Origin of the sequence: Alloalcanivorax profundimaris, assembly GCF_015265435.1 — a bacterium.
Lineage (GTDB): Bacteria > Pseudomonadota > Gammaproteobacteria > Pseudomonadales > Alcanivoracaceae > Alloalcanivorax > Alloalcanivorax profundimaris.
In genome coordinates this window covers 94,991-119,114 of the sequence record NZ_JABJWH010000009.1, presented here as the reverse complement: position 1 = coordinate 119,114, position 24,124 = coordinate 94,991, and the positions used below count along the sequence as shown (strand labels likewise).

25 protein-coding genes are annotated in these 24,124 nt (G+C 66.2%); 15 read left to right on the top strand and 10 right to left on the bottom strand.

What is annotated here, in order from left to right:
* Window positions 1-729, top strand: a complete 729-nt coding sequence (locus HMJ39_RS05815; protein ID WP_194296615.1) for a TetR/AcrR family transcriptional regulator — start codon at window positions 1-3, stop codon at window positions 727-729.
* Between the two features lie 187 nt (window positions 730-916).
* On the opposite strand, the gene HMJ39_RS05810 is transcribed toward HMJ39_RS05815, so the two are convergent.
* The 5 genes from HMJ39_RS05810 to HMJ39_RS05790 are packed head-to-tail and all read right to left on the bottom strand — an operon-like array spanning window position 917 to window position 5,869.
* On the bottom strand, window positions 917-2,119 hold the full coding sequence (locus HMJ39_RS05810) for an acetyl-CoA C-acyltransferase (RefSeq protein WP_161383158.1): 1,203 nt from the start codon (window positions 2,117-2,119) through the stop codon (window positions 917-919).
* 52 nt (window positions 2,120-2,171) lie between these two features.
* A complete protein-coding gene (locus tag HMJ39_RS05805) occupies window positions 2,172-3,092 on the bottom strand; it encodes an SDR family oxidoreductase (protein WP_161383157.1) in 921 nt (306 codons plus the stop codon).
* A 5-nt stretch (window positions 3,093-3,097) separates the two neighbouring features.
* On the bottom strand, window positions 3,098-3,568 hold the full coding sequence (locus tag HMJ39_RS05800) for a MaoC family dehydratase (protein WP_194296614.1): 471 nt from the start codon (window positions 3,566-3,568) through the stop codon (window positions 3,098-3,100).
* Window positions 3,569-3,586: 18 nt separating this feature from the next.
* Entirely contained in the window at window positions 3,587-4,672 is a 1,086-nt protein-coding gene (locus tag HMJ39_RS05795; protein WP_194296613.1) for an acyl-CoA dehydrogenase family protein, read from the bottom strand.
* A gap of 12 nt (window positions 4,673-4,684) precedes the next feature.
* Window positions 4,685-5,869, bottom strand: a complete 1,185-nt coding sequence (locus HMJ39_RS05790; RefSeq protein WP_194296612.1) for an acyl-CoA dehydrogenase family protein — start codon at window positions 5,867-5,869, stop codon at window positions 4,685-4,687.
* A gap of 257 nt (window positions 5,870-6,126) precedes the next feature.
* Here HMJ39_RS05790 and HMJ39_RS05785 point away from each other — a divergent pair, with 257 nt between their 5' ends.
* Entirely contained in the window at window positions 6,127-6,753 is a 627-nt protein-coding gene (locus HMJ39_RS05785; protein WP_194296611.1) for a TetR/AcrR family transcriptional regulator, read from the top strand.
* A 111-nt stretch (window positions 6,754-6,864) separates the two neighbouring features.
* Here the strand turns inward: HMJ39_RS05785 and HMJ39_RS05780 are convergent, their stop codons facing one another.
* Window positions 6,865-7,638, bottom strand: a complete 774-nt coding sequence (locus tag HMJ39_RS05780) for an enoyl-CoA hydratase/isomerase family protein (RefSeq protein ID WP_194296610.1) — start codon at window positions 7,636-7,638, stop codon at window positions 6,865-6,867.
* 215 nt (window positions 7,639-7,853) lie between these two features.
* On the opposite strand from HMJ39_RS05780, the gene HMJ39_RS05775 reads away from it, so the two are divergent.
* From HMJ39_RS05775 to HMJ39_RS05745, 7 genes are all read left to right on the top strand, one after another.
* Window positions 7,854-8,531 carry a histidine phosphatase family protein gene (locus HMJ39_RS05775; protein ID WP_194296609.1) on the top strand — a complete coding sequence of 226 codons (678 nt, stop codon included), beginning with the start codon at window positions 7,854-7,856 and terminating at the stop codon, window positions 8,529-8,531.
* Between the two features lie 44 nt (window positions 8,532-8,575).
* Entirely contained in the window at window positions 8,576-9,784 is a 1,209-nt protein-coding gene (locus tag HMJ39_RS05770; RefSeq protein ID WP_161383150.1) for an acyl-CoA dehydrogenase family protein, read from the top strand.
* Between the two features lie 135 nt (window positions 9,785-9,919).
* On the top strand, window positions 9,920-10,951 hold the full coding sequence (locus HMJ39_RS05765; protein WP_194296608.1) for a phosphotransferase: 1,032 nt from the start codon (window positions 9,920-9,922) through the stop codon (window positions 10,949-10,951).
* 132 nt (window positions 10,952-11,083) lie between these two features.
* The gene (locus HMJ39_RS05760) at window positions 11,084-11,848 is read left to right on the top strand and encodes an SDR family oxidoreductase (RefSeq protein WP_161383148.1); all 765 of its coding nucleotides are present in this window, start codon (window positions 11,084-11,086) and stop codon (window positions 11,846-11,848) included.
* 119 nt (window positions 11,849-11,967) lie between these two features.
* Complete coding sequence (locus tag HMJ39_RS05755) at window positions 11,968-12,750, top strand: SDR family NAD(P)-dependent oxidoreductase (RefSeq protein WP_194296607.1); 783 nt, start codon at window positions 11,968-11,970, stop codon at window positions 12,748-12,750.
* Between the two features lie 122 nt (window positions 12,751-12,872).
* Window positions 12,873-13,670, top strand: coding sequence for an SDR family NAD(P)-dependent oxidoreductase (locus HMJ39_RS05750; RefSeq protein WP_194296606.1), 798 nt, complete (start codon window positions 12,873-12,875; stop codon window positions 13,668-13,670).
* A gap of 2 nt (window positions 13,671-13,672) precedes the next feature.
* The gene (locus tag HMJ39_RS05745) at window positions 13,673-14,593 is read left to right on the top strand and encodes an SMP-30/gluconolactonase/LRE family protein (RefSeq protein ID WP_194296605.1); all 921 of its coding nucleotides are present in this window, start codon (window positions 13,673-13,675) and stop codon (window positions 14,591-14,593) included.
* A gap of 44 nt (window positions 14,594-14,637) precedes the next feature.
* Here the strand turns inward: HMJ39_RS05745 and HMJ39_RS05740 are convergent, their stop codons facing one another.
* Window positions 14,638-15,486: a crotonase/enoyl-CoA hydratase family protein gene (locus HMJ39_RS05740; protein WP_194296604.1), complete on the bottom strand. Its 849-nt coding sequence runs from the start codon at window positions 15,484-15,486 to the stop codon at window positions 14,638-14,640.
* Between the two features lie 10 nt (window positions 15,487-15,496).
* A complete protein-coding gene (locus tag HMJ39_RS05735) occupies window positions 15,497-16,924 on the bottom strand; it encodes an aldehyde dehydrogenase family protein (protein WP_194296603.1) in 1,428 nt (475 codons plus the stop codon).
* 295 nt (window positions 16,925-17,219) lie between these two features.
* On the opposite strand from HMJ39_RS05735, the gene HMJ39_RS05730 reads away from it, so the two are divergent.
* The 6 genes from HMJ39_RS05730 (at window position 17,220) to HMJ39_RS05705 (ending at window position 22,931) form a co-directional block, all read left to right on the top strand.
* A complete protein-coding gene (locus tag HMJ39_RS05730; protein ID WP_194296602.1) occupies window positions 17,220-18,008 on the top strand; it encodes an SDR family NAD(P)-dependent oxidoreductase in 789 nt (262 codons plus the stop codon).
* Window positions 18,009-18,142: 134 nt separating this feature from the next.
* Window positions 18,143-18,949 (top strand): IclR family transcriptional regulator, encoded by an 807-nt coding sequence (locus HMJ39_RS05725; RefSeq protein ID WP_161383141.1) that lies wholly within the window; start codon window positions 18,143-18,145, stop codon window positions 18,947-18,949.
* A gap of 13 nt (window positions 18,950-18,962) precedes the next feature.
* A complete protein-coding gene (locus HMJ39_RS05720; protein ID WP_161383140.1) occupies window positions 18,963-19,406 on the top strand; it encodes a PaaI family thioesterase in 444 nt (147 codons plus the stop codon).
* 194 nt (window positions 19,407-19,600) lie between these two features.
* Window positions 19,601-20,275 carry a response regulator gene (locus tag HMJ39_RS05715; RefSeq protein WP_194296601.1) on the top strand — a complete coding sequence of 225 codons (675 nt, stop codon included), beginning with the start codon at window positions 19,601-19,603 and terminating at the stop codon, window positions 20,273-20,275.
* Window positions 20,276-20,350: 75 nt separating this feature from the next.
* Complete coding sequence (gene nosP, locus HMJ39_RS05710; protein ID WP_228462179.1) at window positions 20,351-21,517, top strand: nitric oxide-sensing protein NosP; 1,167 nt, start codon at window positions 20,351-20,353, stop codon at window positions 21,515-21,517.
* Window positions 21,486-22,931, top strand: coding sequence for a NahK/ErcS family hybrid sensor histidine kinase/response regulator (locus tag HMJ39_RS05705; protein ID WP_228462178.1), 1,446 nt, complete (start codon window positions 21,486-21,488; stop codon window positions 22,929-22,931). The genes nosP and HMJ39_RS05705 overlap by 32 nt, the downstream gene beginning before the upstream one ends.
* On the opposite strand, the gene HMJ39_RS05700 is transcribed toward HMJ39_RS05705, so the two are convergent.
* Window positions 22,897-23,430 (bottom strand): rhodanese-like domain-containing protein, encoded by a 534-nt coding sequence (locus HMJ39_RS05700; protein WP_194296599.1) that lies wholly within the window; start codon window positions 23,428-23,430, stop codon window positions 22,897-22,899. The genes HMJ39_RS05705 and HMJ39_RS05700 overlap by 35 nt on opposite strands.
* A 2-nt stretch (window positions 23,431-23,432) precedes the next feature.
* Window positions 23,433-24,101 (bottom strand): pentapeptide repeat-containing protein, encoded by a 669-nt coding sequence (locus HMJ39_RS05695; RefSeq protein WP_161383136.1) that lies wholly within the window; start codon window positions 24,099-24,101, stop codon window positions 23,433-23,435.
* Window positions 24,102-24,124: the final 23 nt, after the last annotated feature.

Sequence of the window (24,124 nt, the reverse complement as noted above, 5' to 3'; positions counted from 1 at the left end):
ATGACAGCCCGAGAAAAGCCCGCCGGCAAGGCGGCCAGCGGTGCGCGGCGCAAGGGGCCGAGCCGGGCCGAGCGCCGCGCCGAGATGACCGAGCGGATTCTGGACGCGGCGGAGTACCTGTTCTCCCAGCATGGCCTGCATGGCGTGACGCTGAAGGATGTGGCCAGACGCATCGACGTGCATCACACGCTGATCAACTATTACTTCGATGATAAAAAGCAGCTTTTCGACGCCGTGTTCGCGCGCCGGGCGGTGGAGACCAGCAGCCGGCGCATGACCGCCCTGGACGACTATGAGCGCTCCTGCGACGGCGCGCCCACCGTGGAGGGGGCGCTGCACGCGTATCTGGATACCGACCTGGATACCTACATTCAGGGCGGCGAGGGCTGGCGCAACTACGCCGCGTTCGCCGCCCAGGTGGCGAACACCCCGGAGTGGGGCGCGGAGATGATGGACAAGCACTTTGATCCGGTGGTGCTGCGTCTCATCGACCTGCTCAGGAAGGCGCTGCCGGACGCCACGGAGGAAGACATTTTCTGGGGTTATCATTTCGTCACCGGTGCCCTGGTGCTGACCCTGGCGCGTACTGGTCGTATCGACAAACTGTCCGGCGGGCTGTGCCGGTCCGACGACTTTGAAGCGGTGAAGAAACGCATGGCCCGTTTCATGGCCGCCGGCCTGATCGAGATCTGCGAGGGGCGTGAGCCCCCAGCCTGGGATCGCGTCTGAATCGAGAATAATAAAAAGGCCGCGTCAGCGGCCCTCGTGCGGTGATGATTCTTGGGAAGGGGCGTCGGTCGACGCGATCGTCACCACTGAAATGGCCGGCGCGTTTTGGGGACACGCCGGCCTGCTGACGCGGCAAAGCGTTGCCGGACCCGGAAAGGGGACGGGCCCGGCGATTCGGTGAAGCCGTTCAGAATACCTCGAACAGACCGGCGGCGCCGATGCCGCCGCCCACGCACATGGTCACCACCACGTACTTGACGCCGCGACGCTTGCCTTCGATCAGCGCGTGGCCGGTCATGCGCGCGCCGGACATGCCGTACGGGTGGCCGATGGAGATGGCGCCGCCGTTGACGTTGTATTTGTCCGGGTCGATGCCGAGCTTGTCACGGCTGTACAGGCACTGGCTGGCGAACGCTTCGTTGAGTTCCCACAGGCCGATGTCGTCGATGCTCAGGCCGAAGCGCTTGAGCAGTTTCGGCACCGCGAACACCGGGCCGATGCCCATTTCGTCCGGGTCGCAGCCGGCCACGGCCATGCCGCGGTAGGCGCCCAGCGGGGTCAGGCCGAGGCGCTCGGCTTCCTTGGCTTCCATCAGCACCGAGGCGCTGGCGCCGTCGGACAGCTGGGAAGCGTTGCCGGCGGTGATGAACTTGCCTTCCTTCACGGCCATGCCGTCCTTGAACACCGGCTGCAGGCTCCGCAGGCCTTCCAGGGTGGTTTGCGGACGGTTGCCTTCGTCCTTGCCCAGGGTCACTTCCTGATCGGAAATTTCCTTGGTCTCCTTGTTCATCACCTTCATGTTGGTGGTCAGCGGCACGATTTCGTCGTCGAACTTGCCGTCCTGCTGGGCCTGGGCGGTGCGCATCTGGGACTGGAAGGCGTACTCGTCCTGGGCGTCGCGGGAGACGTTGTAGCGGTCGGCCACGATCTCGGCGGTTTCCAGCATGCTCATGTAGATGTCCGGGCGGTGCTCCACCAGCCACGGATCACGGGCACGGAAGGTGTTCATCTTGTCGTTCTGCACCAGGGAAATGGACTCCAGGCCGCCGGCCACGGCCACGTCCATGTTGTCCACCACGATTTCCTTGGCGGCGGTGGCGATGGCCATCAGGCCGGAGGCGCACTGGCGGTCCATGGTCATGCCCGCCACGGAGGTGGGCAGGCCGGCGCGCAGGGCGCACTGGCGGGCCACGTTGCCGCTGGTGGAGCCCTGTTGCAGGGCGGCGCCCATGATCACGTCCTGAATGCTTTCCGGATCGACCTTGGCGCGCTCCACGGCGTGCTTGATGGCGTGGCCGCCCAGGGCCTGGGCCTGGGTGTCGTTGAAGGCACCGCGATAGGCCTTGCCGATCGGGGTGCGGGCGGTGGAAACGATTACGGCTTCTCTCATGATGGGCCTCGTTGTTTGAAAGTCGTTGAAAAGGGTGGGGCGGACGTCGCCGTCAGCCCAGTTTGATGCCCTTGGCGTGGGCGGCCTTGGTCAGAATCTTGGAGACATGCTCGCCGCCGTTCTGCATTTCGCGGGCGTTGCTCATGTCGCCGAGTTCCTCGAAGCGGGCGGCGATGGCGTCCGGGGTGCGGTCGCCTTCCTCCAGGTAGATGCCGTCGCTCTCCATCAGACGCACCATGGCGTAGCAGCCGGCGCCGGCCAGCACGATGCGGCGGCTGGGCGCCTGGTCGCTGGCCAGGAACAGCACCGCCGGGGTGATTTCCGACGGTTCCAGCAGCGCCAGTACTTCCTTGGGCATCAGGTCCTCGGTCATGCGGGTGGCGGCGGTGGGCGCCACGCAGTTGACCTTGATGTCGTATTTCTCGCCTTCCAGGCACAGGGTGTTCATCAGCCCGGCCACGCCCATCTTGGCGGCGCCGTAGTTGGCCTGGCCGAAGTTGCCGTACAGCCCGGAGGTGGAGGTGGTCATGATCACGCGGCCATAGCCCTGCTCGCGCATCACCGGCCACACCGCCCGGGTGCAGATGGCGGAGCCGGTGAGATGCACCGCCACCACCTTGTCCCAGTCGCTCATGTCCATCTTGGCGAAGCTCTTGTCGCGCAGGATGCCGGCGTTGTTGACCAGGATGTCGACGCGGCCCCACTGGTCCAGGGTTTGCTGGACCATGGCCTGGACCTGCTCCTCGTTGGAGACGTCGGCGCCGTTGGCGATGGCCTCGCCGCCGGCGGCGGTGATCTCGGCGACCACCTTCTCGGCGGCTTCGCTGGACCCGCCGGTGCCGTCGCGGGCGCCGCCGAAGTCATTGACCACCACCTTGGCGCCCAGGCGGGCCAGTTCCAGGGCGTGGGACCGGCCCAGGCCATTGGCCGCGCCGGTGACGATGGCCACGCGGCCTTCGAAGTTGATGCTCATGCTGTTTACTCTCCCAGAATGATCAGGCTCAGCCATTCGCAGGCGATGGCCGGCTTGTCGACGCCGTCGATCTCGACGCTGATGGCGTAGCGGATCAGCAGCTGATTGTCACCGCGCGGTTCCACGCTGGCCAGTTTGAAATTGCCACGAACCTTGGAGCCGGAACGCACCGGGTTCAGGAAGCGCACCTTGTCGAAACCGTAGTTGATGCCCATCACGGTGCCCTGGATGGAAGGCACCACGTCCATGGCCATGGCGGACAGCAGGGACAGGCTCAGGAAGCCGTGGGCGATGGTACCACCGAACGGGGTTTCCTTGGCGGCCCGCTCCGGGTCCACGTGGATCCACTGCGGGTCCTCGGTGAGGTCGGCGAAGGCGTCGATGCGGCTCTGGTCCACCGGGAACCAGCGCGAGGTACCCAGGTCCTCGCCCACCTTGGCCTGGAGTTGTTCGACGTTGAGCGTGTTGTTGGACATTGTCGTGCTCTCCTTGACTCAGTAACCGCGCAAGGCCGCGAAGCGGTCGGCGCAGTAGTTGGCGTCGCCCAGGGTCTCGCCGCCGGCGCGGGCACGCTTGAGGAAGAAACCGATGTCGAATTCATCGGTCATGCCGATGCCGCCGTGCATCTGCACGCCTTCCTGGCCGGCCAGCAGGGCCACCTTGGCGGCCTTGGACTTGGCGGCCAGCACCAGCTGGTCGGCGTCCTCGGCGTTCCGGTCGCAGGCGTCCAGGGCCTGCATGGCCAGGGCCTCGGTCATCGCCACTTCGCCGCTGAGCAGGGCGGCGCGGTGCTGCAGCGCCTGGAAGGTGCCGATCAGGCGGCCGAACTGCTTGCGCTCCTTGAGGTAGGCCAGGGTGCGCTCGAACACTTCCAGGGCCAGCCCGGACAATTCCGCGGCCAGCACCGCGCGGCCGGCGCGCAGGGCGGCGGCCAGGGCGGCGGCGCCGTCGGTCATGGCCTGGGCGGGCACGTTGTCGAAGCGGATGCGCGCGGCATTGCGGCTGTCGGCCATTTGCGTGCGCTCGATGGTCACGCCCTCGGCGTTGGGGTCCACCAGGAACAGGCCGGCGCCGTTGTCACCTTGCGCCGCCACCAGCAGCAGGTCGGCCACGTGGCCGTCCAGCACCAGCAGCTTGGCGCCGCTGAGCAGGCCGTTTTCCACCCGTGCCTGGATCGCCTCGGGGCGGTGCTTGGCGCCGTCGTCGATGGCCAGGGCGGTGATCGCGCGGCCTTCGGCGATGGCCGGCAGCCACTCCGCTTTCTGGGCATCGCTGCCGCCGGCGCTGAGGGCGGCGGCGCCCAGCACGGCGCTGGACAGGAACGGGGTTACCGACAGGTTGCGGCCGATTTCCCGGGCCACCAGGCCGGCGCCCACCAGACCGAAGCCGATGCCGCCGTGTTCCTCGGGCACCAGGATGCCGGTCAGGCCGGCTTCCACCATGGCGTGCCAGAGCGGCTCGTCATAGCCTTTTTCGCTGTTCTCGTCGCGCAGTTGGCGCAGGCGGGACACCGGGCCCTTGTCGGCCATCAGCCGCGCCACGGAGTCCTGCAGCATCTGTTGTTCGTCGTTGAGTTTCATTGGTCCGACTCCTTATGCGTCCGGCAGGCCCAGCAGGCGTTTGGAAACGATGCCCAGCATCACCTCGGAGGTGCCGCCCTCGATGGAATTGCCCTTGGAGCGCAGCCACTCGCGGGCGTACAGGCCGCCCATGGTGCGTTCGCTGTCCCATTCCAGGCCTTCCGCGCCGAGCGCGTCCATCATCACTTCGTAGCGGCGCTTGTTGAGCTCGGTGCCGTAATACTTGAGCACCGCGGACTGGGCGCCCACGCCCTGGCCGGCTTCCGCCTCGGCGCGGATTTTTTCCACCAGCGCCTTGAAGGCGATCTGGTCGATCTCCAGCCGGGCGATGTCGGCGCGCAGGGCGGTGTCGGCCAGCTTGCCGTGCTCGGTGCCCACGTATTCCGCGGCCAGAGGGCCCAGGGCGCGGCCCTTGAGGAAGCCCGGCGGCTCGCCGCCGATGTTGTTGCGTTCATGGGTGAGCAGGTACTTGGCCACGTCCCAGCCACGGTTGAGTTCGCCGACCACCTGGTTCTTGTCCACCTTGACGTCGTCGAAGAAGGTTTCGCAGAACGGGGATTCGCCGGAAATCAGCTCGATGGGGCGGGTGGTGACGCCGTCGCTTTCCATGTCGAACAGCACGAAGGAGATGCCGTTGTGCTTGGTCGCCTCCGGGTCGGTGCGCACCAGGCAGAAGATCCAGTCGGCCTTGTCCGCGTAGGAGGTCCAGATTTTCTGGCCGTTGACCAGGAAGTGGTCACCCTTGTCCTCGGCGCGGGTTTGCAGGCTGGCCAGGTCGGAGCCGGCGTTGGGCTCGGAGTAGCCCTGGCACCAGCGGATTTCGCCCCGGCAGATGGGCGGCAGGTGCTCGCGCTTGAGCTCCTCGCTGCCGAACTTGAGCAGGGCCGGGCCCAGCATCCAGAAGCCGAAGTTGCTCACCGGCGTGCGCGCGTTGATGCGCTTCATTTCCTCGTCGAGGATCGCCGCTTCTTCCGGGCCAAGACCACCGCCGCCGTATTCCTTGGGCCACTGGGGCGCGGTCCAGCCTTTATCGGCCATGCGTTCGAGCCACACTTTCTGTGCCTCGGACTGAAATTCCCATTTACGGCCGCCCCAGCAGTGCTCGGACTGACTCTTCATGGGTTGGCGCATTTCCTCCGGGCAGTTGGCGTCCAGCCAGGCCCGGGTGTCCGCGCGGAACTGTTCGAGATCCGACATCTGTTTCCTCCCGAGCTGTTTCGAAACAGCTTTTCATTTATAGGCAAGTCGGTCCCAAAGTATGTTGGCACCATAAAAGGGCGTCCAGAGTGAAAAGCGGCATGGTTAACGGCAGTAATGTCATGATCGACCATGCCGTGTGCAAAAGCGGCCAATGTCCGCCGGGGGCGAACGTGCCAAAATCGGGCAATCCGTGGCGCCCGATTTTGCTACAGTGGTGCCTTCCCCCCAAGCGGCCCGGCAAGAGGACTTCATCCATGGCACACCCCCGGGGCGAGCTGGACGCCAGCCCCCGCGACACCATTCTGGACGCGGCGGCACGCGCCTTCATGGAGCGCGGCTTCAAGGCCACCAGCATTGACGATATTGCCCGCCGGCTCGGCGCCACCAAGGGCATGGTTTACCACTACTTCGACTCCAAGGCGGAGCTGTTCTTCGAGATTCACCAGCGCGGCATGGACGCGCTGGTGCAGGCCATCGATCCGGAGCTCAAGCGCGATGCCCCGGCGGCCGAGCGGCTGCACGCCATGGCCCGCCGCCACGTGGCCACCCTGATCGAGACCCAGCATTTCCAGCGCGCCGTGGCGGAAGGGGTGCAGATGCACCTGCGGGTGAGCACCACCGAGGCCCAGCGCCGCGAGCTGACCCGCCTGCAGAACCGGCGGCGGCGCTACGAGCAGGTGTTCCTGCAGGTGTTGTGCGCGGGTATCGAGGAGGGCGACCTGCACGCCAACGAACCAAAGCTGGCGATCAAGCCGGTGCTGGGCGCGCTCAACTCGGTGATCAACTGGTACCACCCGCGCTACGACACCGGCCCCGGCGCCCTGGACGCCCTGGTGGAGGAGGTCACCACCGTGGCCCTGCGTGGCGTCACCGCGCGCTGACCGCCTCGGTAGTGTAGGAGCGGCTTCAGCCGCGATAAGGCGGCGCAGCGCAAGTCGACCGCCGGGCTATCGCGGCTGAAGCCGCTCCTACGGCACGGTTCTCGGTCGCGCTTATTTCTTGTTCAAGAAAGTTTCGAAAATCGCCCGGGTCTCGTCGCTGAACATGCGCTCGCTGAACAGCACCGATTCCTTGTTGATCTGCTCGCGCACGGCGTCGGCGCCGTGGCGGGTGAGCTGCTTGGTGTATTGCATCGCCTGGGGCGGTTTGGCGGCCAGCTTGCCGCCCAGCTCCAGGGCCTTGTCGCGCAGTTCGTCGTCGCCGCAGCGGTAGGCCACCAGGCCCATGCGCAGGGCTTCGTCGGCGTCCAGGGTATCGCCGGCGAGCAGCAGGCGGTTGGCGTTCTGGCGCCCCAGCAGGTCCGGCAGGATCAGGCTGGAGCCGGCCTCGGGCACCAGGCCCAGATTGATGAAGGCGGTGTAGAAGCGGGCGCTGTCGGCGGCGATCACCAGGTCACAGTGCAGCAGCAGGGTGGTGCCGATGCCGGTGGCGTTGCCGTGCACCGCGGCGATCACCGGCTTGTCCAGCGTCAGCAGCCGGTGCACCAGCTGCATGGCCGGGCTCAACTCGCCGCTGCGGCGCGCCTCCGGGTCGGCGTTGAGAAAATCGCCGATGTCGTTGCCGGCGGTGAAGGCCCGGCCGTTGGCGTCGAGCAGCAGGGCATTGAGGTCGTCGCGGTCGCGCACGTGATCCACCGCCCGGCTCAGGTCCCGGTACATTTCCGCGCTCAGGGCGTTCAGTTTGTCCGGCCGGTCCAGGGTCACCTCCAGCAGGGCGTCGTGTTCGGCCACGCTTACGAAGCCGCTTTGCAGTTCCAGGCTGCTCATTGTTGTCTCCCAGTCTCGCCAATCGAAAGACACGAAAATATCGGAACCTCGTTTCGCAAAGCAAGGAATAACGGTGGGAAAGAAGGGCTTCTCCCGATGTGCTGGCGACGCACCTCTCATGCACCGGATTTATTTTCCGGGATTCAAAATATCAATTTCACTAACTTACGGGGCTGCTCTAGGCTGTCTTCAACACTGCGAGGACAGGCATCCCCATGGCCGAGTTTTACCTGGTCCGCCACGGACAGGCGTCGTTCGGCGCCGATAACTACGACAAGCTGTCCACCCTGGGCCACCAGCAGGCCCGCTGGCTGGGTGAGTATTACCGCGAACGCGGCCTGGCCTTCGATGCCCTGGTCACCGGCGATCTGGTGCGCCACGTGGAAACCGGCGAGGGCATTCTGGAAGGCCTGGGCGCCGGCCTCGACGCCGACGTGCAGCCCGGCCTCAATGAATTCGACTTCCATTCCGTGGTGGACGCCTTCCTGAGCGCCCACCCGGATCAGGCGCCGCCGGAAGGCGCGTCCATCGCCGCCTTCTACCGGGTGCTCAAGCGCGCCATGCAGCACTGGCGGGCGGATGGCCTGGAAGGCGCCTTGCCGGAAAGCTGGCGCGGCTTCCACGACCGGGTGGCCGGCGCCATGGCCCACATCCAGGAACGCTACGCGGACCGCCAGCGGGTGCTGGTGGTCAGCTCCGGCGGCGCCATCGCCATGTGGATGCGCCACATGCTGGCCACCGCCGACGACACCGTGGTGGAGCTCAATCTCCAGATCCGCAACACCGGCGTCACCCAGGGCTTCTTCAATAAAAACGTATACCGGTTATCGGTGTTCAACCAGGTGCCGCACCTGGACCGGGAAGACCGCGGCGATTCGATTACCTACAGCTAATTCGATACTGACCGGAACCCGCCGGGTTCCCATGGGAGAGAACAATGGACTTTCAATATTCCGAAAAGACCCAGGACCTGATCAACCAGGTTCGCGACTTCATCGACAATGAAGTGGTGCCCGCCGAGCACACCTACCACGAGCAGCTGGAAAAGAACCCCTGGGAAACCCCGCCGGTGCTTGACGAACTCAAGGAAAAAGCCCGCGCCAAGGGCCTGTGGAATCTGTTCCTGCCCAAGGAACACGGCGAGTGGAGCGTGGGCCTGAGCAACCTGGAATACGCCCCCCTGGCCGAACAGATGGGCCGCCACCACATCGCCTCCGAGTGCTTCAACTGCTCCGCGCCGGACACCGGCAACATGGAAGTGCTGGCCAAGTACGGCAACGCCCAGCAGCAGGAGCAATGGCTCAAGCCGCTGATGGAAGGCAAGATCCGCTCCGCCTTCGCCATGACCGAGCCGGAAGTGGCTTCCTCCGACGCCACCAACATCGAGACCTCGATCAAGCGTGACGGCGACGATTACGTGATCAACGGCCGCAAGTTCTACATCTCCGGCGCCATGCGCAAGAGCTGCGAGATCATGATCGTGATGGGCAAGACCGACCCGGACAACCCCAATCGTCACGAGCAGCAGTCGCAGATCCTGGTGCCCACCAACACCCCCGGCGTCAACGTCAAGCGGCCCATGCACGTGCTGGGTTCCGCCGACGCGCCGGAAGGCCACGCCGAAGTGATCTTCGAGAACGTGCGCGTGCCCAAGGAAAACATCATCCTCGGCGAGGGCCGTGGTTTCGAAATCGCCCAGGGCCGCCTGGGGCCGGGCCGCATCCACCACTGCATGCGTCTGATCGGCGCCGCCCAGCGCTCCCTGGAGCTGATGTGCAAGCGCGTTAACGACCGCGTGGTGTTCGGCCAGCCGATGATCAAGCAGGGTTCCGTGCGCGAGGACATCGCCAAGAGCTACTGTGAGATCGAGCAGGCCCGCTTGCTCACCCTCAAGGCGGCGGACATGATGGACCGGCATGGCAACAAGGAAGCCAAGGAACTGATCGCCATGATCAAGATCGTGGCGCCCAACATGGCGCTCAACGTGATCGACCGGGCGATCCAGATCCACGGTGCCGTGGGCCTCAGCCAGGACACGCCGCTGGCCGGCTTCTTCGCCTACGCGCGCACCCTGCGCCTGGCGGACGGCCCGGATCAGGTGCACATGATGCAGCTGGGCCGCAACCTGGCCAAGCAATACGCCTGAATCAGTTGAAAGTTGAAAGTTGAAAGTTGAAGCGACACAAGACGCGCGGGCACGGCTTGGGTAACCGCCCAGGCCGTGCACGCGTTTCAACTTTTAACTTGTCGCTTTCAACTTTGTTTTTTTAAGGAGGAAGTCATGTCCCAGGTGGACTCGCTGGATACCGAACACCTCGCCGCGTACCTGGAAGCCCATGTGGACGGGTTCCAGGGCCCGCTGACCGCCACCAAGTTCGACGGCGGCCAGTCCAATCCCACCTTCCATCTTCGCGCCGCTTCCGGTGAGTACGTGCTGCGCCGGCAACCGCCGGGCAAGCTGCTCAAGTCCGCCCACGCCGTGGACCGGGAGTTCCGGGTGATGAACGCGCTGCGCGACACCGCCGTGCCGGTGCCGCGCATGTATCACCTGTGCGAGGACCGGGACGTGATCGGCTCCATGTTCTACGTGATGGAGTTCTGCCAGGGGCGCATCTTCTGGGACGCGGCCATTCCCGAGGTGGACAACGACGCCCGCACCGCCATGTACACCGAGATGAACCGGGTGCTGGCGGCGCTCCACGACGTGGACCTGGAAGCCAACGGCCTCGCCGATTACGGCAAGCCGGGCAGTTACTTCGAACGCCAGCTGGGCCGCTGGAGCAAGCAGTACCGCGCCTCCGAGATCAACCACATTCCGGCCATGGAAGACCTGATGGCCTGGCTGGAAGAACACCTGCCCGCGGACGACGGCCAGGTGTCCCTGGTGCACGGCGACTACCGCCTGGACAACATGATGTGGCACCCGGAGGAGCCGCGCGTGATCGCCGTGCTCGACTGGGAGCTGTCCACCCTGGGCCATCCGCTGGCGGACCTGGCCTACCAGTGCATGCAGCTGCGCATGCCCCAGGAGGGCGGCAACCTGTCCGGCCTGCAGGGCAAGGACCGGCCGGCGCTGGGCATTCCCACCGAGAAGGAATACGTGGCGATGTATTGCCAGCGTCGCGGCATCGATCACATCGACCACTGGGAATTCTATCTGGCGTTCAGCTTTTTCCGCCTGGCGGCCATCGCCCAGGGCGTGGCCAAACGTGCCCAGGACGGCAACGCCTCCAGCAAGAAAGCCGCCGCCGTGGGCCAGGTGGTGGAACCGCTCGCGCAAATGGCCATGCGGATCGTCCGCGAAGGCGCTTAAAACCACGCCCCGTCACGGTAGGAGCGGCTTCAGCCGCGATTGGTTGATTCACCACGCGCGCGTCTGGAACGCCATCGCGGCTGAAGCCGCTCCTACGGTACTAGGGCCACCATATTTTTCGGGAGAGATTTTATGAGCACCAAACTGTTTGATTTGAACGGCAAGATCGCCCTGGTCACCGGCGCCAGCCGTGGCATCGGCGAGGAAATCGCCAAGCTCCTGGCGGAGCAGGGCGCCCACGTGATCGTTTCCAGCCGCAAGATCGACGGCTGCCAAGCGGTGGCCGACGCCATCAACGAAGCCGGCGGCAGCGCCGAGGCGTTCGCCTGCCACATCGGCGAGATGGCGCAGATCGAAGCGATCTTCGAGCACATCAAAAGCACTCACGGCAAGCTCGACATCCTGGTCAACAACGCCGCCGCCAACCCCTACTTCGGCCACATCCTGGACACCCCGGTGTCCGCCTTCGACAAGACCGTGGACGTGAACCTGCGCGGCTACTTCTACATGTCCGTGGAAGGCGCCAAGCTGATGCGCGACAACGGCGGCGGCGCCATCGTCAACACCGCTTCCATCAACGGCCTGTCGCCGGGCCCGATGCAGGGCATCTACTCGATCTCCAAGGCGGCGGTGATCAGCATGACCAAATCCTTCGCCATGGAATGCGCCGAGTTCAACGTGCGTGTCAACGCGCTGCTGCCCGGTCTCACCAAGACCAAGTTCGCCGGTGCCCTGTTCCAGCAGGAAGAGATCTACAACAGCGCCATCGCCCAGATTCCCATGCACCGCCACGCGGAGCCCCAGGAAATGGCCGGCACCGTGCTGTACCTGGTGTCCGATGCGTCCAGCTACGTCACCGGCGAGTGCGTGGTGGTCGACGGCGGTTTCACCATATAAAAGTTGCAAGTTACAAGTTGAAAGTTGAAACGCGGCCGAAGTCCTTTCAGGAGTTAAAGCGCCATGCCGCGTTGCAACTTGCAACTTTCAACTTGCTCCTTTGAAAAAGGAGTATCCATATGGACCCGATGTTGGACTTTACCGGCAAGGTGGCGCTGATCACCGGCGCCGCCAGCGGCTTCGGCCGGGGCCTGGCGGCGGAGCTGGGCAAACGCGGCGCCCGCCTGGTGCTCGGCGATATCAACATGGAGGCGCTGGACAAGCTGGTGGCCGATCTGGAAGCGGATGGCGTGGACGCCCTGGCGCGCCGCTGTGACGTGTCCTCCGAGGACGACTGCAAGGCCATGGTGGACACCGCCATGGAGCGCTTCGGCCGGCTCGACCTGGCGGCCAACAACGCCGGCATCGCCCACGGCTTCATCGGCGTCGAGGACCTCACCGAGGAGGTGCTGGATCAGCAGATGAACGTCAACGTGAAAGGCGTGATGTTCGGCATGAAGTATCAGATTCCGGCCATGCGGCAAAGCGGTGGCGGCGCCATTCTCAATACCAGCTCCATGGCGGGCATCGGCGGTGGTCCCAAGATCGGCGCCTACGCCGCTTCCAAGCACGCGGTGATCGGCCTGACCCGCACCGCCGCGGTGGAAAGCGGGCGCAAGAACATCCGCGTCAACGCCATCTGCCCCTACTACACCCGCACGCCCATGCTGGAAGGCGGCGAGGGGCTGGCCAGCGGCGGTGAAGCGGACAAGACCCTGGCCATGATGGCCGCCGGCAGCCCCATGAAGCGTATTGGCGAGCCGGAGGAAATCGTCGCCGTGATGATGATGTTGCTGTCGCCGGCCAACAGCTTCATGAACGGGCAGGCGATCGCCGTGGACGGCGGTGTTTCCGCCTTCTAGCGGCTTTCAGCCGCGATACAGGGTGCAGGATACAGGATGAAGAATCGTCAGAACGGCTCTCCTGAATCCTGCATCCTGAATCCTGTATCGGCGGCGTCAGCCGCCTCTCAAGGAGAACAACCATGGCCAATCGTCTGGCGGACAAGATCACCATCATCACCGGCGCCACCTCCGGCATCGGCGAGGCCACCGCGCGGCGCTTCATCGAGGAAGGCGCCACCGTGGTGCTGGCCGGCCGGTCCCGGAACAAGGGCGAGGCGCTGGCCGACGAACTGGGCGAGCGCGCCCTGTTCAAGCGCACCGACATCATGAGCGAGGACGACATCGCCGCCCTGGTGGATTTCACCGTGGAGCGGTTCGGCCGCCTGGACTGCCTGTTCAACAACGCCGGCGCCGGCGACCGCACCACCGTGGACTCCTTCGACGAGCAGGAATTCGCCCGCATCATGCGGCTGCTGGTGGGCGCGCCGGCGTTCGGCGTCAAGCACGCCGCCCGGGTGATGAAGGACAACGGCGGCAGCATCATCAACAATGCCAGCATCGCCGGCCACCGCCTCAACCAGGGCGGTTACCTGTATTCCGGCGCCAAGGCGGCGGTGGCGCACATGACGCGCCTGGCCGGCGCCGAGCTGGGGCCGTTCAACATCCGCGTCAACGCCATCTCGCCGGGCGCCGTGGCCACGCCGATTTTCTGGGGCGGTTCCGAGCGCGCCCAGGGCCTCAGCGACGAGGAAAACCAGCGCAAGATGGAGAAGCTGCAGAGCAACCTGGCCAAGGCCACGCCCTTGCCCCGCGCCGGGCTGGCGGACGACATCGCCCACGCGGCGGCATTCCTGGCCAGCGACGAAGGCAGCTTCATCAACAGCCATGACCTGGTGGTGGATGGCGGCCGCATCGCGATGTTCAACGAAAAAGGATAAACATGTCCGATTACACCGTTATCACCGAGGGCCTGCTGTTTCCGGAAGGCCCCATCGCCATGCCCGACGGCACCTTCATCGTGGTGGAGATCGCCGCCGGCCGGCTCACCCGGGTGCACCCGGATGGCCGCAAGGAAACCATCGCCGAGCCCGGCGGCGGCCCCAACGGCGCCGCCATCGGCCCGGACGGGGCCTGCTATGTCTGCAACAACGGCGGCATGCGGTTCCATGAAAAGGACGGCCTGCTGATTCCCGGCGACATGCCCGAGGACTATTCCGGCGGGCGCATCGAGCGCATCGACCTGGACACCGGCAAGGTGGAGGTGCTGTACACGGAAGTGAACGGCGAGCCGCTCAAGGGCCCCAACGACATCGTGTTCGATAAACAGGGCGGCTTCTGGTTCACCGACCTGGGCAAGGGCCGGGGCCGCACCGAGGATCGGGGCGGCCTGTACTATGCCCGCACCGACGGTTCCTTCGTGCGCGAGGCGGTGTTTCCGATTCCTTCCGCCAACGGGGTGGGGCTGTCGCCGGACGAGAAAACCGTCTACGTGGCGGACACCCTGCCGGGCCGGTTGTGGGCCATGGACATCATCGGCGAGGGGGAAGTGGCGCGGCCGGAAGGCGGCCTGCTGCCGGGCCGGCTGGTGGGCCAGCCGTCGGAGTTTTGCTACTTCGATTCCCTGGCGGTGGACGCCGACGGCAACATCTGCGTGGCGACCATCTTCCATTCCGGCATCACCGTGTTTTCGCCGGACGGCGCCAGCATGCGGCATGTGCCCACCGACGACCTGGTGACCACCAACATCTGCTTCGGTGGCGAGGATCTGCGTACCGCCTACATCACGCTGTCCAGCGCCGGCAAGCTGGTGTCCATGCCCTGGGAGCGCCCGGGGTTGCCGCTGAACTTCCTGAACGTGTGAGCGGGTCGCGGCCGTCCCTTCGTGGGGGCGGCCGCGTCACCGTCTCAGACCCCGCCTTTGACCCGATCATGGGCCGGCGGCAGGGGAGTGAAGTCCCCGTCGCCGCCGTGCTTGCCCGCCTCAATGGCGGCCTGCACTTCCTCCACATGCAGCATGCCGGCGTTCCAGGTCACCACATAGTCCAGGGCGTCGGCGGTGTTGTGGTCCCGGGCGTAGGTGATCATCCGCTTGCAGCCGTGCACCGCCAGCGGCGACTTGCCGGCGATCTCCCGGGCCACTTCCAACGCTTTTTTCAAGGTCGCCTCGCGGTCGTCCAGCACCGCGTTGAACAAGCCCCGCTGCTCCGCTTCCTCGGCGCCCATGCGCCGGCCGGTGTAGGCCAGTTCACGGACGATACCTTCCGGCAGCAGCTTGCACAGGCGCGGGAAGGTGCCCACGTCGGCGGTCAGCCCCACGTTGATTTCATAGATGGTGAGGAAGGCGTCGGCGCTGGCGTAGCGCAGATCGCAGGCGCTGATCAGGTCCACGCCGCCGCCGATGCAGCCGCCGTGCAGCGCGGCGATCACCGGCACCCGGCAGTCCTCCAGGGCGCTGAAGCTTTGCTGCATCAGCGCCGTGTGCTGGCGGAAGCGGGCCGCCTTCTGCACCCGGGCGGTGCGGTCCGCCGGGTCCGGCGGCGCGCTGAACATGCCCAGGTCCAGGCCGGCGGTGAAGTGCTTGCCGTTGGCGTTGATGACGATGGCGCGCACGTCACCGCCGGCGTCCAGCTCGCGCACCGCCGCCGGCAGTTCGTTCCAGAAATCCGCGTTCATGGCGTTGAGCTGATCGGGCCGGTCCAGGGTGACCAGCGCCACGCCGTCGTTCACGGACACGCTCAGGGTCTGGTAGCTCATGGTGGCGCCCTCAGGGATGGAACACGGACTTGGTTTCCAGGAATTCCTCCAGCCCGTAGACGCCCCATTCGCGGCCGATGCCGGAATGCTTGTAGCCGCCGAACGGGGCCGGCAGGTCCAGCTGGGCGCCGTTCAGGTGGACCATGCCGGTGCGCAGCCGCGCCGCCACCTGCTTGGCGTCGTTGATGGTGGCGCCGTACACATAGCCGGACAGGCCATAGTCGGAGTCGTTGGCGATGGCCACCGCTTCGTCCACGTTCTGGTAGGGGATCATCACCAGCACCGGGCCGAAGATTTCCTCCCGGGCGATCAGCATGTCGTTGTTGACCTCGCTGAACACCGTGGGCCGGGCGTAGAAGCCCTTGTCCAGGCCCTCCGGTTTACCGGTGCCGCCGCACACCAGCTTGGCGCCTTCCTGCTGGCCTTTCTCGATCAGCGACTGAACGCGCTTGAACTGGCGTTCGTTGGCGATCGGGCCGAGCTTGGTGCTCTCGTCGCGGGGATCGCCCACGGTGAGTTTCTCGCACACCTGGGCGGCGATGGCTTCCGCCTCGCCCAGCTTGTCCGCCGGCACCAGCATGCGCGAGGGCGCGTTACAGCTCTGCCCGGTGTTGTTCATCATCGATTGCACGCCGTGGCTCACCGCTTTCTGGAAGTCCGCGTCCGGCAGGATGATGTTGGCGGACTTGCCGCCCAGTTCCAGGGACACGCGCTTGAAGGTGTCGGCGGCTTCCTTGCTCACCGAGGCACCGGCGCGGGTGGAGCCGGTCAGCGACACCATGTCCACGCGCGGGTCGGAGGACAGCATCGGGCCCACCTCGGCGCCGTCGCCGTAGATCATGTTGAACACCCCGGCGGGGAGGCCGGCGTCGTCGATGATTTCCGCCAGGACCATGGCGGACAGCGGCGCGAATTCGCTGGGCTTGAGCACCATGGTGCAGCCCGCGGCGATGGCCGGCGCCACCTTGCACAGCACCTGGTTCATGGGCCAGTTCCAGGGCGTGATCAGGGCGGCCACGCCGGCGGGCTCCCGGCGCACGGTGGCGCGCCCCAGGGTCTGCTCGAATTCGAAGTCCTTGGCGGCCTCCAGGGTGGACTTGATGTGGCCCAGGCCCATGGGCGCCTGCACCTTGGCGGCCAGGCCGTGGCGGGGCGCGCCCATTTCCCGGCTGATGGCGTCGGCCATGTCGTCCAGACGCTTCTGGTAGGCCGCCATCAAAGTGTTGAGCATTTGCAGCCGCTGGTCCAGGGGCGTGGCGGCGAAGTCGTCGAAGGCGTCGCGGGCGGCCTGGATGGCCGCGTCCACGTCGCCGCGACCGGCCAGATACACCTTGCCTTCGCTGGCCTCGGTGGCCGGATTGATCACTTCGAACGGTTTGGCGTCGGCGCCGGGAGCCACCCAACCGCCATTGATATAGAACTGTTCCAGATGACTCATGAATACTCTCCCTGGGAAACGAGTGACAAGTTGAAAGTTAAAAGTTGAAAGGGCGGCTCTCGTCGGAGGCTTTTCTTTGAGCGCGAGCAGGGCGGTTCCGTTCAACGGGCCCGGCTCGCGTTTTAACTTTTAACTTTTAACTTTGAACTTTCAACTTCTTTAAAGACCGCCCAACGTGCCACATCCTGACGAATCTGCCTAGTTCATTTTTGGAATGGTGTTCCGAAATCTTGACCGCTCCCCGTGCCCATGTCATCTTGCTTGAAAAATAGAATAGCAATTCGAGGAGAGCACCATGCAGCGATTCCAGCAGCGTACCGTGTTGATCACCGGCGCGGCGAGCGGTATTGGTCGGGCGGCGGCCAGCCGGTTCGCGGAGGAGGGCGCCTTTCTGGTGCTGGTGGATCGCAACGAGGCCGGGCTGGCGGAAACCCGTGAGGCCCTGCCGGCGGGCAGCGAGGCCCTGCTGCGCGCCGTGGACGTGTCCGACGAGCACGCCGTGGATGCCCTGGTGGCGGAAGTGATCGAGGCCCGTGGCCGCATCCACGCCCTGTGCAACAACGCCGGCATTGCCGGCGGCGACTACAGCGGCATCACCGAGACCGACACCGACACCTGGCGCGCCATTCTCAATGTGAATCTGCTCGGCCCGGTGTTCTTCACCCGCGCCGTGGGCCGCCACATGCGCGAGCAGGGCGGCGGCGCCATCGTCAACACCGCCTCGGTGGCGGGCATTCGTTCCGGCGCCGGCGGCAACGCCTACAGCGCCTCCAAGGCGGCGGTGATCAACCTCACCAAGACCGCCGCCTGCGACCTGGGGCAGTACAACGTGCGCGTCAACGCCATTTGCCCGGGGCTGATCGAAACCGGCATGACCAAGCCGGTGTTCGACTACGCCCGCGAGCGCAACAAGGAAGAAAAACTGGGCAGCCGCTGCGAACTGCGCCGCTACGGCCGGCCCGAGGAAATCGCCGCGGCCATGGCGTTCCTGGCCAGCGACGATGCCAGCTACGTCACCGGCCAGGCCCTGGCCGTGGACGGCGGCAACACCGCCTCCCTGAACCTGCCCGGTATGAAGCACTGAACACCCCATAACGACACCGAGACGGCCCCCGACAGGGGGTCCTATGTGAAACGGCTTTTTGATATATTTGCCCGTTTTATAAACAAATATAAAAGCGATTCATCATCCCGAAGCCTGATTGAGGAAGACAACCCATGCGACGAGCCGCTCTTGGCAAAGACGGAGCCGCGGAGAAGGACCGTAATTTCGTCACGGCCCTGGCCCGGGGCCTGGACATCCTGCGCTGTTTCGGCCCCTCCGACGAATACCTGGGCAACGCGGAACTGGCCAAACGCACCAACATTCCGCGCCCCACGGTGTCGCGGATGACCGCCACCCTGACCCAGCTGGGTTATCTGCGCTACGCGGAAAACCTGGAAAAATACCGGCTCGGCCCGGGGGTGCTGGATCTCGGTTACCGTTACCTGGCCAGTGAAGGGGTGCGCGACATCGCCCGGCCTTTCATGCAGGAACTGGCCGACGCCACCGACTGCATGGTGGCCATCGCCGCTCCGGACGGCGCCTCCATGACCTACATCCAGGTGTGCCAGGGCTCCGGCCCGCTGGTGCTGCGCCTGTCGGTGGGGTCGCGGGTGGCCACCGGTACCTCGGCGGCCGGGCGCGCCCTGCTGGCGGCGCTGCCGGAGAACGAGCGCGAGCCCTATTACGAGGCGATCCGTGCCCAGAACCCGGACGCCTGGCCGGAAGTGCAGCGCGGTCTGCAGCGCGCCTGCAAGGAATACCAGGAATACGGCTTCGTCACCTCCGACGGAGAATGGAACCGGGACGTGAGCGCCGTGGGCGTGCCGCTGATCCTGGACAACGGTGGCCAGGTGGTGCCGTTCAATTGTGGTGGCTCGTCGTTGCGGCTGAGTCGCCGAATTCTGATCGAGAATCTCGGCCCGCGCCTCAAGGAGGTGGTGGACCAGGTCCGGCAGATGGTGCAGGGCCGGGAAGTATGACGAGACCCGTTGAATGAAGATGGACATGGCCGCGGCGACGCGTAAATTCGATTACGGTTTTCCCGCCCTGCTGGGCTTCGAGTTCCTGGAATGGGAAGAGGGCCGGGCGGTACTCGGCCTGCGGGTGGAACCGCGTCACCTGAACCTGGCCGATCGCGTGCACGGTGGCGTGCTCGCCACCCTGCTGGACGTGGCCGGCGCCTGCGCCGGCACCTGGTGCCCGTATCCGGACCGCATCCGCAAGGCGATCACCCTGTCCATGACCACCACCTTCACCGGCCAGTCCGGGCTCGGTTATATCCGCGCCATCGGCACCAGGCGGGCCGGCGGCAGCCGCATCTTCAATTCCACCGTGGACATCCTCGACGAGAACGATCAGCTGCTGATCATCGGCGAGGGCACCTTCCGCCTGCGCAGCGGCTCCGAGGATCCGCGCGGCCAGCCCCTGGACCGCTGATCGGCCTCCTCCATCGCTTGATATCCTTCGCTGTAGCAGCGGCGACATTCGGGGTCGCTACCGCCTAAAGTACCGTCGGCCTACGACTTTAGACCAATATGCGCGGGCGGCGGGGTCCGCCCCCGCCGCCGTCGTGCTAGTCTGTCGGGAACGAAAAGAATAACCACGAGCGACGCGCAGGGAGTCCGCCCGCCATGTATCAGGTCCTGATCGCCGACGACCATCCGCTGTTCCGCGAGGCCATCGCCCGGGTGATCGACGACGGCTTTCCCGGCAGCACCCTGTTGGAAGCTTCCACCCTGGAAGACGCCATGGCCCTGGTGGCCGACAACGACGACCTGGACCTGGTGCTGCTGGACTTGAACATGCCGGGCATGCAGGGCCTGGGCGGGCTGATCCAGCTGCGCAATGAATTCCCCACCGTGCCGGCGGTGGTGGTGTCCGCGGAAGAAGACAAGCGGGTCATCCTGCAGACCATGACCTACGGCGCCGTGGGCTTCATCACCAAATCCACCCCGCGCCAGCGGATGATCCAGGCCCTGGAGCAGATTCTTTCCGGTTCCATCTACCTGCCCTCGGACATCATCCGCGCCGACATGGCGGCGGCGCCGGCGCGGCCGGAAAGCGCGGTGCCGCCGGAGGTGCTGGAAACGCTTACCCGCAAGCAGCTGCAGGTGTTCGAGCGCATGGCCCGGGGCGAGCCCAACAAGGTGATCGCCTATGAACTGAACATCGCCGAGAGCACGGTCAAGGCCCATGTGTCGGCGATTCTTCGCAAGCTGGGCGCCACCAACCGGGTGCAGGCGATTCTCGCCGCCGGCGATATTGATTTCGGTGCCTATCTGCGCCGGCCGGCCTCGCGGGTGTGAGCCGCGCTGTTCCGGGGCGCCGGCGCGTGCCGCATAATAAGCATGACAACAACAATGTCTCCCCGGGAGGCCGACATGACCGCGATACCCCCGTACGCCGTCGTCACCGCCTACAGCGATGCCCGCGATGAGCAGCAGGCGGCGCGCTCGCTGGCGGAACGCCTGCGCCACCCCAACCTGGGCTTCGTGCTGTTCTTCTGCTCCATTGATTACGATCTGGACCGGCTGGCCGGGGCCCTCAGCGAGGGGTTCCAGGGCGTGCCCCTGTGCGGCTGCACCTCCGCCGGGGAAATCACCGCCCGTGGTTACGACCGCGACACGGTGGTGGCGATCGGTTTCGACCGCCGTTTCTTCGCCGTCTCCCACCGGTTGATCGAACGTCTGGACGGTTTCACCCTGGCCGACGCCCAGCAGCTCACCGACGGCCTGCTCGGCGACTGCCGGGACGGCCCCGCTGGCCCGGTGAGCGCCGACAACAGTTTCGTGCTGACGCTTCTGGACGGTCTTTCCGTCAACGAGGAAATGGTGCTCGCCACCCTCAACGCGGCGCTCGGCAGCATCACCAGCTTCGGCGGCTCCGCCGGCGACGACTACCGGCTCTCGCGCACCTATGTGTACAGCGACGGCGCCTTCCACAGCGACGCGGCCATCGTGCTGATGGTCACCACCAGCCTGGATTTCGAGGTGTTCAGCATCCACCACCTGCGCCCGGACACCCGCAAGCTGGTGGTCACCGCCGCCGACGCCGAGCGCCGCGTGGTGCAGGAACTGAACGCGGCGCCGGCGGCGGAGGAATACGCCCGCCTGGTGGGCGTGCCGGTGGCGCGGCTGGACGACGAAGTGTTCGCCCGCTACCCGCTGGCGGTGCGCATCAACAGCGACTACTACGCGCGCTCCATCCAGCGCGTCAACGACGACCTGAGCCTGTCGTTCTACTGCGCCGTGGAGAACGGCATCGTGCTCACCGCCATGCGCACCGGCTCGCTGATCGGCGAGACCCGGGACACCCTGAACGCCATCGAGGCGCGCCTCGGGCCCGCCTGGGTCACCCTGGGCTGCGACTGCTGCCTGCGCCGCATGGAGATGGAAAGCGGTGGTTTCGCCGCGCCGGCCTCGGCGCTGCTGCGCGAGCACAAGGTGGTGGGCTTCAACACCTACGGCGAGCAATTCAACGGCATGCACATCAACCAGACACTGACGGGGGTGGTCATTGGTCGACGACACCGAACCCCGGGATCCTGACGGGGAGTCTCCCTGGCAGTTGCACGAGGCGCGGCTGATGGCGGAGAACGCCCGCCTGCGGCGCATCTGCGACGCCCTGATCGAACGGGTGGAAGAGAGCAGCATGGCGCCCACCGCGCCCTACGCCGCCTTTCAGCACTCCGTGGTGCTGGCCGAGCAGGTGCGCGAGCGCACCCAGGCCCTGCGCGAGGCCAACCAGCAGCTGCTGGAGGAAATCGAGGAGCGCCGCCGGGTGGAGGCGCGCCTGCGCGAGGCCACCGCCAAGGCGGAGCGGGCCAGCATCTCCAAGACCAAGTTCGTGGCCGCGGTGAGCCATGATCTGATGCAGCCGCTGAACGCGGCGCGGTTGTTCACCAGCGCCCTGCAGGACGCGCCGGACCAGAACACGGACTTCATGCTTACCCACATCAACACCGCCCTGCGCGACCTGGAATCGCTGATCACCACCCTGGCGGACGCCTCCAAGCTGGATGCCGGCGTGGTCACCGCCGAGCCGGTGGCCTTCCCCCTGCGCCAGCTGCTCGACGTTCTTGCCGAGGAATACAAGCAAATGGCCGCCCGCGAGGGGCTACGGCTGCGTTACGTGCCCACCTCGGCGGTGGTGCGCTCGGACCCGCAACTGCTCAACCGGGTGATGCGTAATCTGCTGTCCAACGCCATCCGCTACACCGGCGGTGGCTCCATCCTGTTGGGCTGCCGGCGCCGGGGCGGGCAGGTGGAGGTGGTGGTGGCGGACACCGGCATCGGCATCGGCGAGGACCAGATCGGGGACATCTTCCAGGAATTCAAACGGGGCAAGCAGGCGGTCAAATACCACGAGCGCGGCCTGGGCCTGGGGCTGTCCATCGTCGAAAAGATCAGCCGCATTCTCGATCACCCGCTGTCGGTGACCTCGCGGCTGCAGCGCGGCTCCCGGTTTTCCCTGCGGCTGCCGGTGGCCACCCTGAGCGCCGCCGAACGCCGCGCCCTGACCCCCACGGCGGACGGCGCCGCCTCCCTGGCCGGCCAGACGGTGTGGGTGGTGGACAACGACCGCGCCATCTGCGCCGGTATGCGCACCCTGCTGCAACGCTGGGGCTGCCAGGTGGTGGCGGCGGAATCCCTGGCCGCTCTGCGCCGCCAGGTGGACACCCGCCAGGACCCGGCCCTGGCGCTGATCATGGATTACCACCTGGACCCGCACAGCGACGACGGCCTGGCGGTGGCTCAGAGCATCAACGACGGCCGCCAGGTTCCGTTGCCGGTGATCATGGTCACCGCCGACCGCGAGCAGCCGCTCAAGCAGCGCTGCGCCCGGCGCGGCCACACCCTTCTCTACAAACCACTCAAGCCCATGAAGCTGAAGCTGGCCCTGCAGCAGGCCCTGGGGCAGGGCGGCGTCAGCGCCCCGCAGGCGCCGGCGTCGTCCCGCTGACCGGCCGCCCGGCGGCGCGCCAGCCGTCCACTCCCAGCGGGTACCAGTACACCGCCGGATGGCCGGCGGCCAGGGCGCGGCGGGCGGCGTTCCAGGAAAGCCAGCAGTCCGAGCGGCAGAAGAACACCAGCGGCCGTTGCCGGTCGTGCTCGGTAAAGGCGCGCAGATGATCCAGCAGGTAGGCCCGCCAGCGCGGCGCCAGCGGCGTGGTGCCGGTATTGGGCAGCCAGACCGCGCCGGGCAGGCTGGGGTGGGGGCGTTCCAGCAGAAAGTCGCCGGCCGTCCAGGTGGCGTTGTAGACGTCGATCAGTACCGTGTCCGGCCGCCGCCGACGCAGGGCCACCAGGGCATCGGTGTCCAGCACCGTGGCGCCGTCCAGGCTGGCCGGGGTGGGCGCCCGGTAGGGCGGGCGCCGGTAGCCGTCGGCGTCGAAGGCGGGCGCGGCGGCGGCCAGCGCCGGCAATGCCGCCAGCAGCAGCCCGATCAGCGCGGCGCGCACGGTCACCAGTCCCGGGGGCAGCCGCTGCAATCGCGCATGTAGGTGCCCTGGAAGTTGGTGAAGCGCAGGCGCGCGCCGGTCACGTCGGCGCCTTCCAGCGTCGACAGGTTGAGCTTGGTTTCCTGCAGGTTGGCGTCGCGCAGGTCGGCGTGCTCCAGGTTGGATTTGTTCATCCAGGCCATCTCCAGATTGGCGGCCCGCAGGCGCGCGTGGCGCCAGCTGGCCCGGGTGAGACGGCCGAACTCCAGGTTGGCCCCGGTCAGGTCGGCGCCGTCGAAGTTGGCCTTCTGGGCGAACAGATTCCAGCTGTCGATGGCCACCAGCCGGGCCTGCCGCAGGTCGGCGCCGCGCAGATTGGTGCTGATCAGGATGGCGCGGGTCAGATCGGCGCCGCCGAGGTCGGCGCCGGCCAGATTGACGCCACGCAGGTCCGTATGGCGCAGATCGGCGCCGCGCAGGTTGGCGCCCTGGAAATCGGCACCGCGCAGGTCCAGGTTGGCGAGCACGGCGCCGCTCAGGTCGGCGCCGGGGCATTGGGTTTTCCGTTCCAGCACGCAGCCGTTGTGGCGCGGTGGCGTCCAGGTGTCGTCGGCGCGCGGCGGCGTATCCAGCAGCAGGGCGCCGGCCATTACCAGCAGCGTGCTGAGCAGAAGCTTGGCTCGGATTCGCATGGGGAAACTCCGAAAACGGAGCC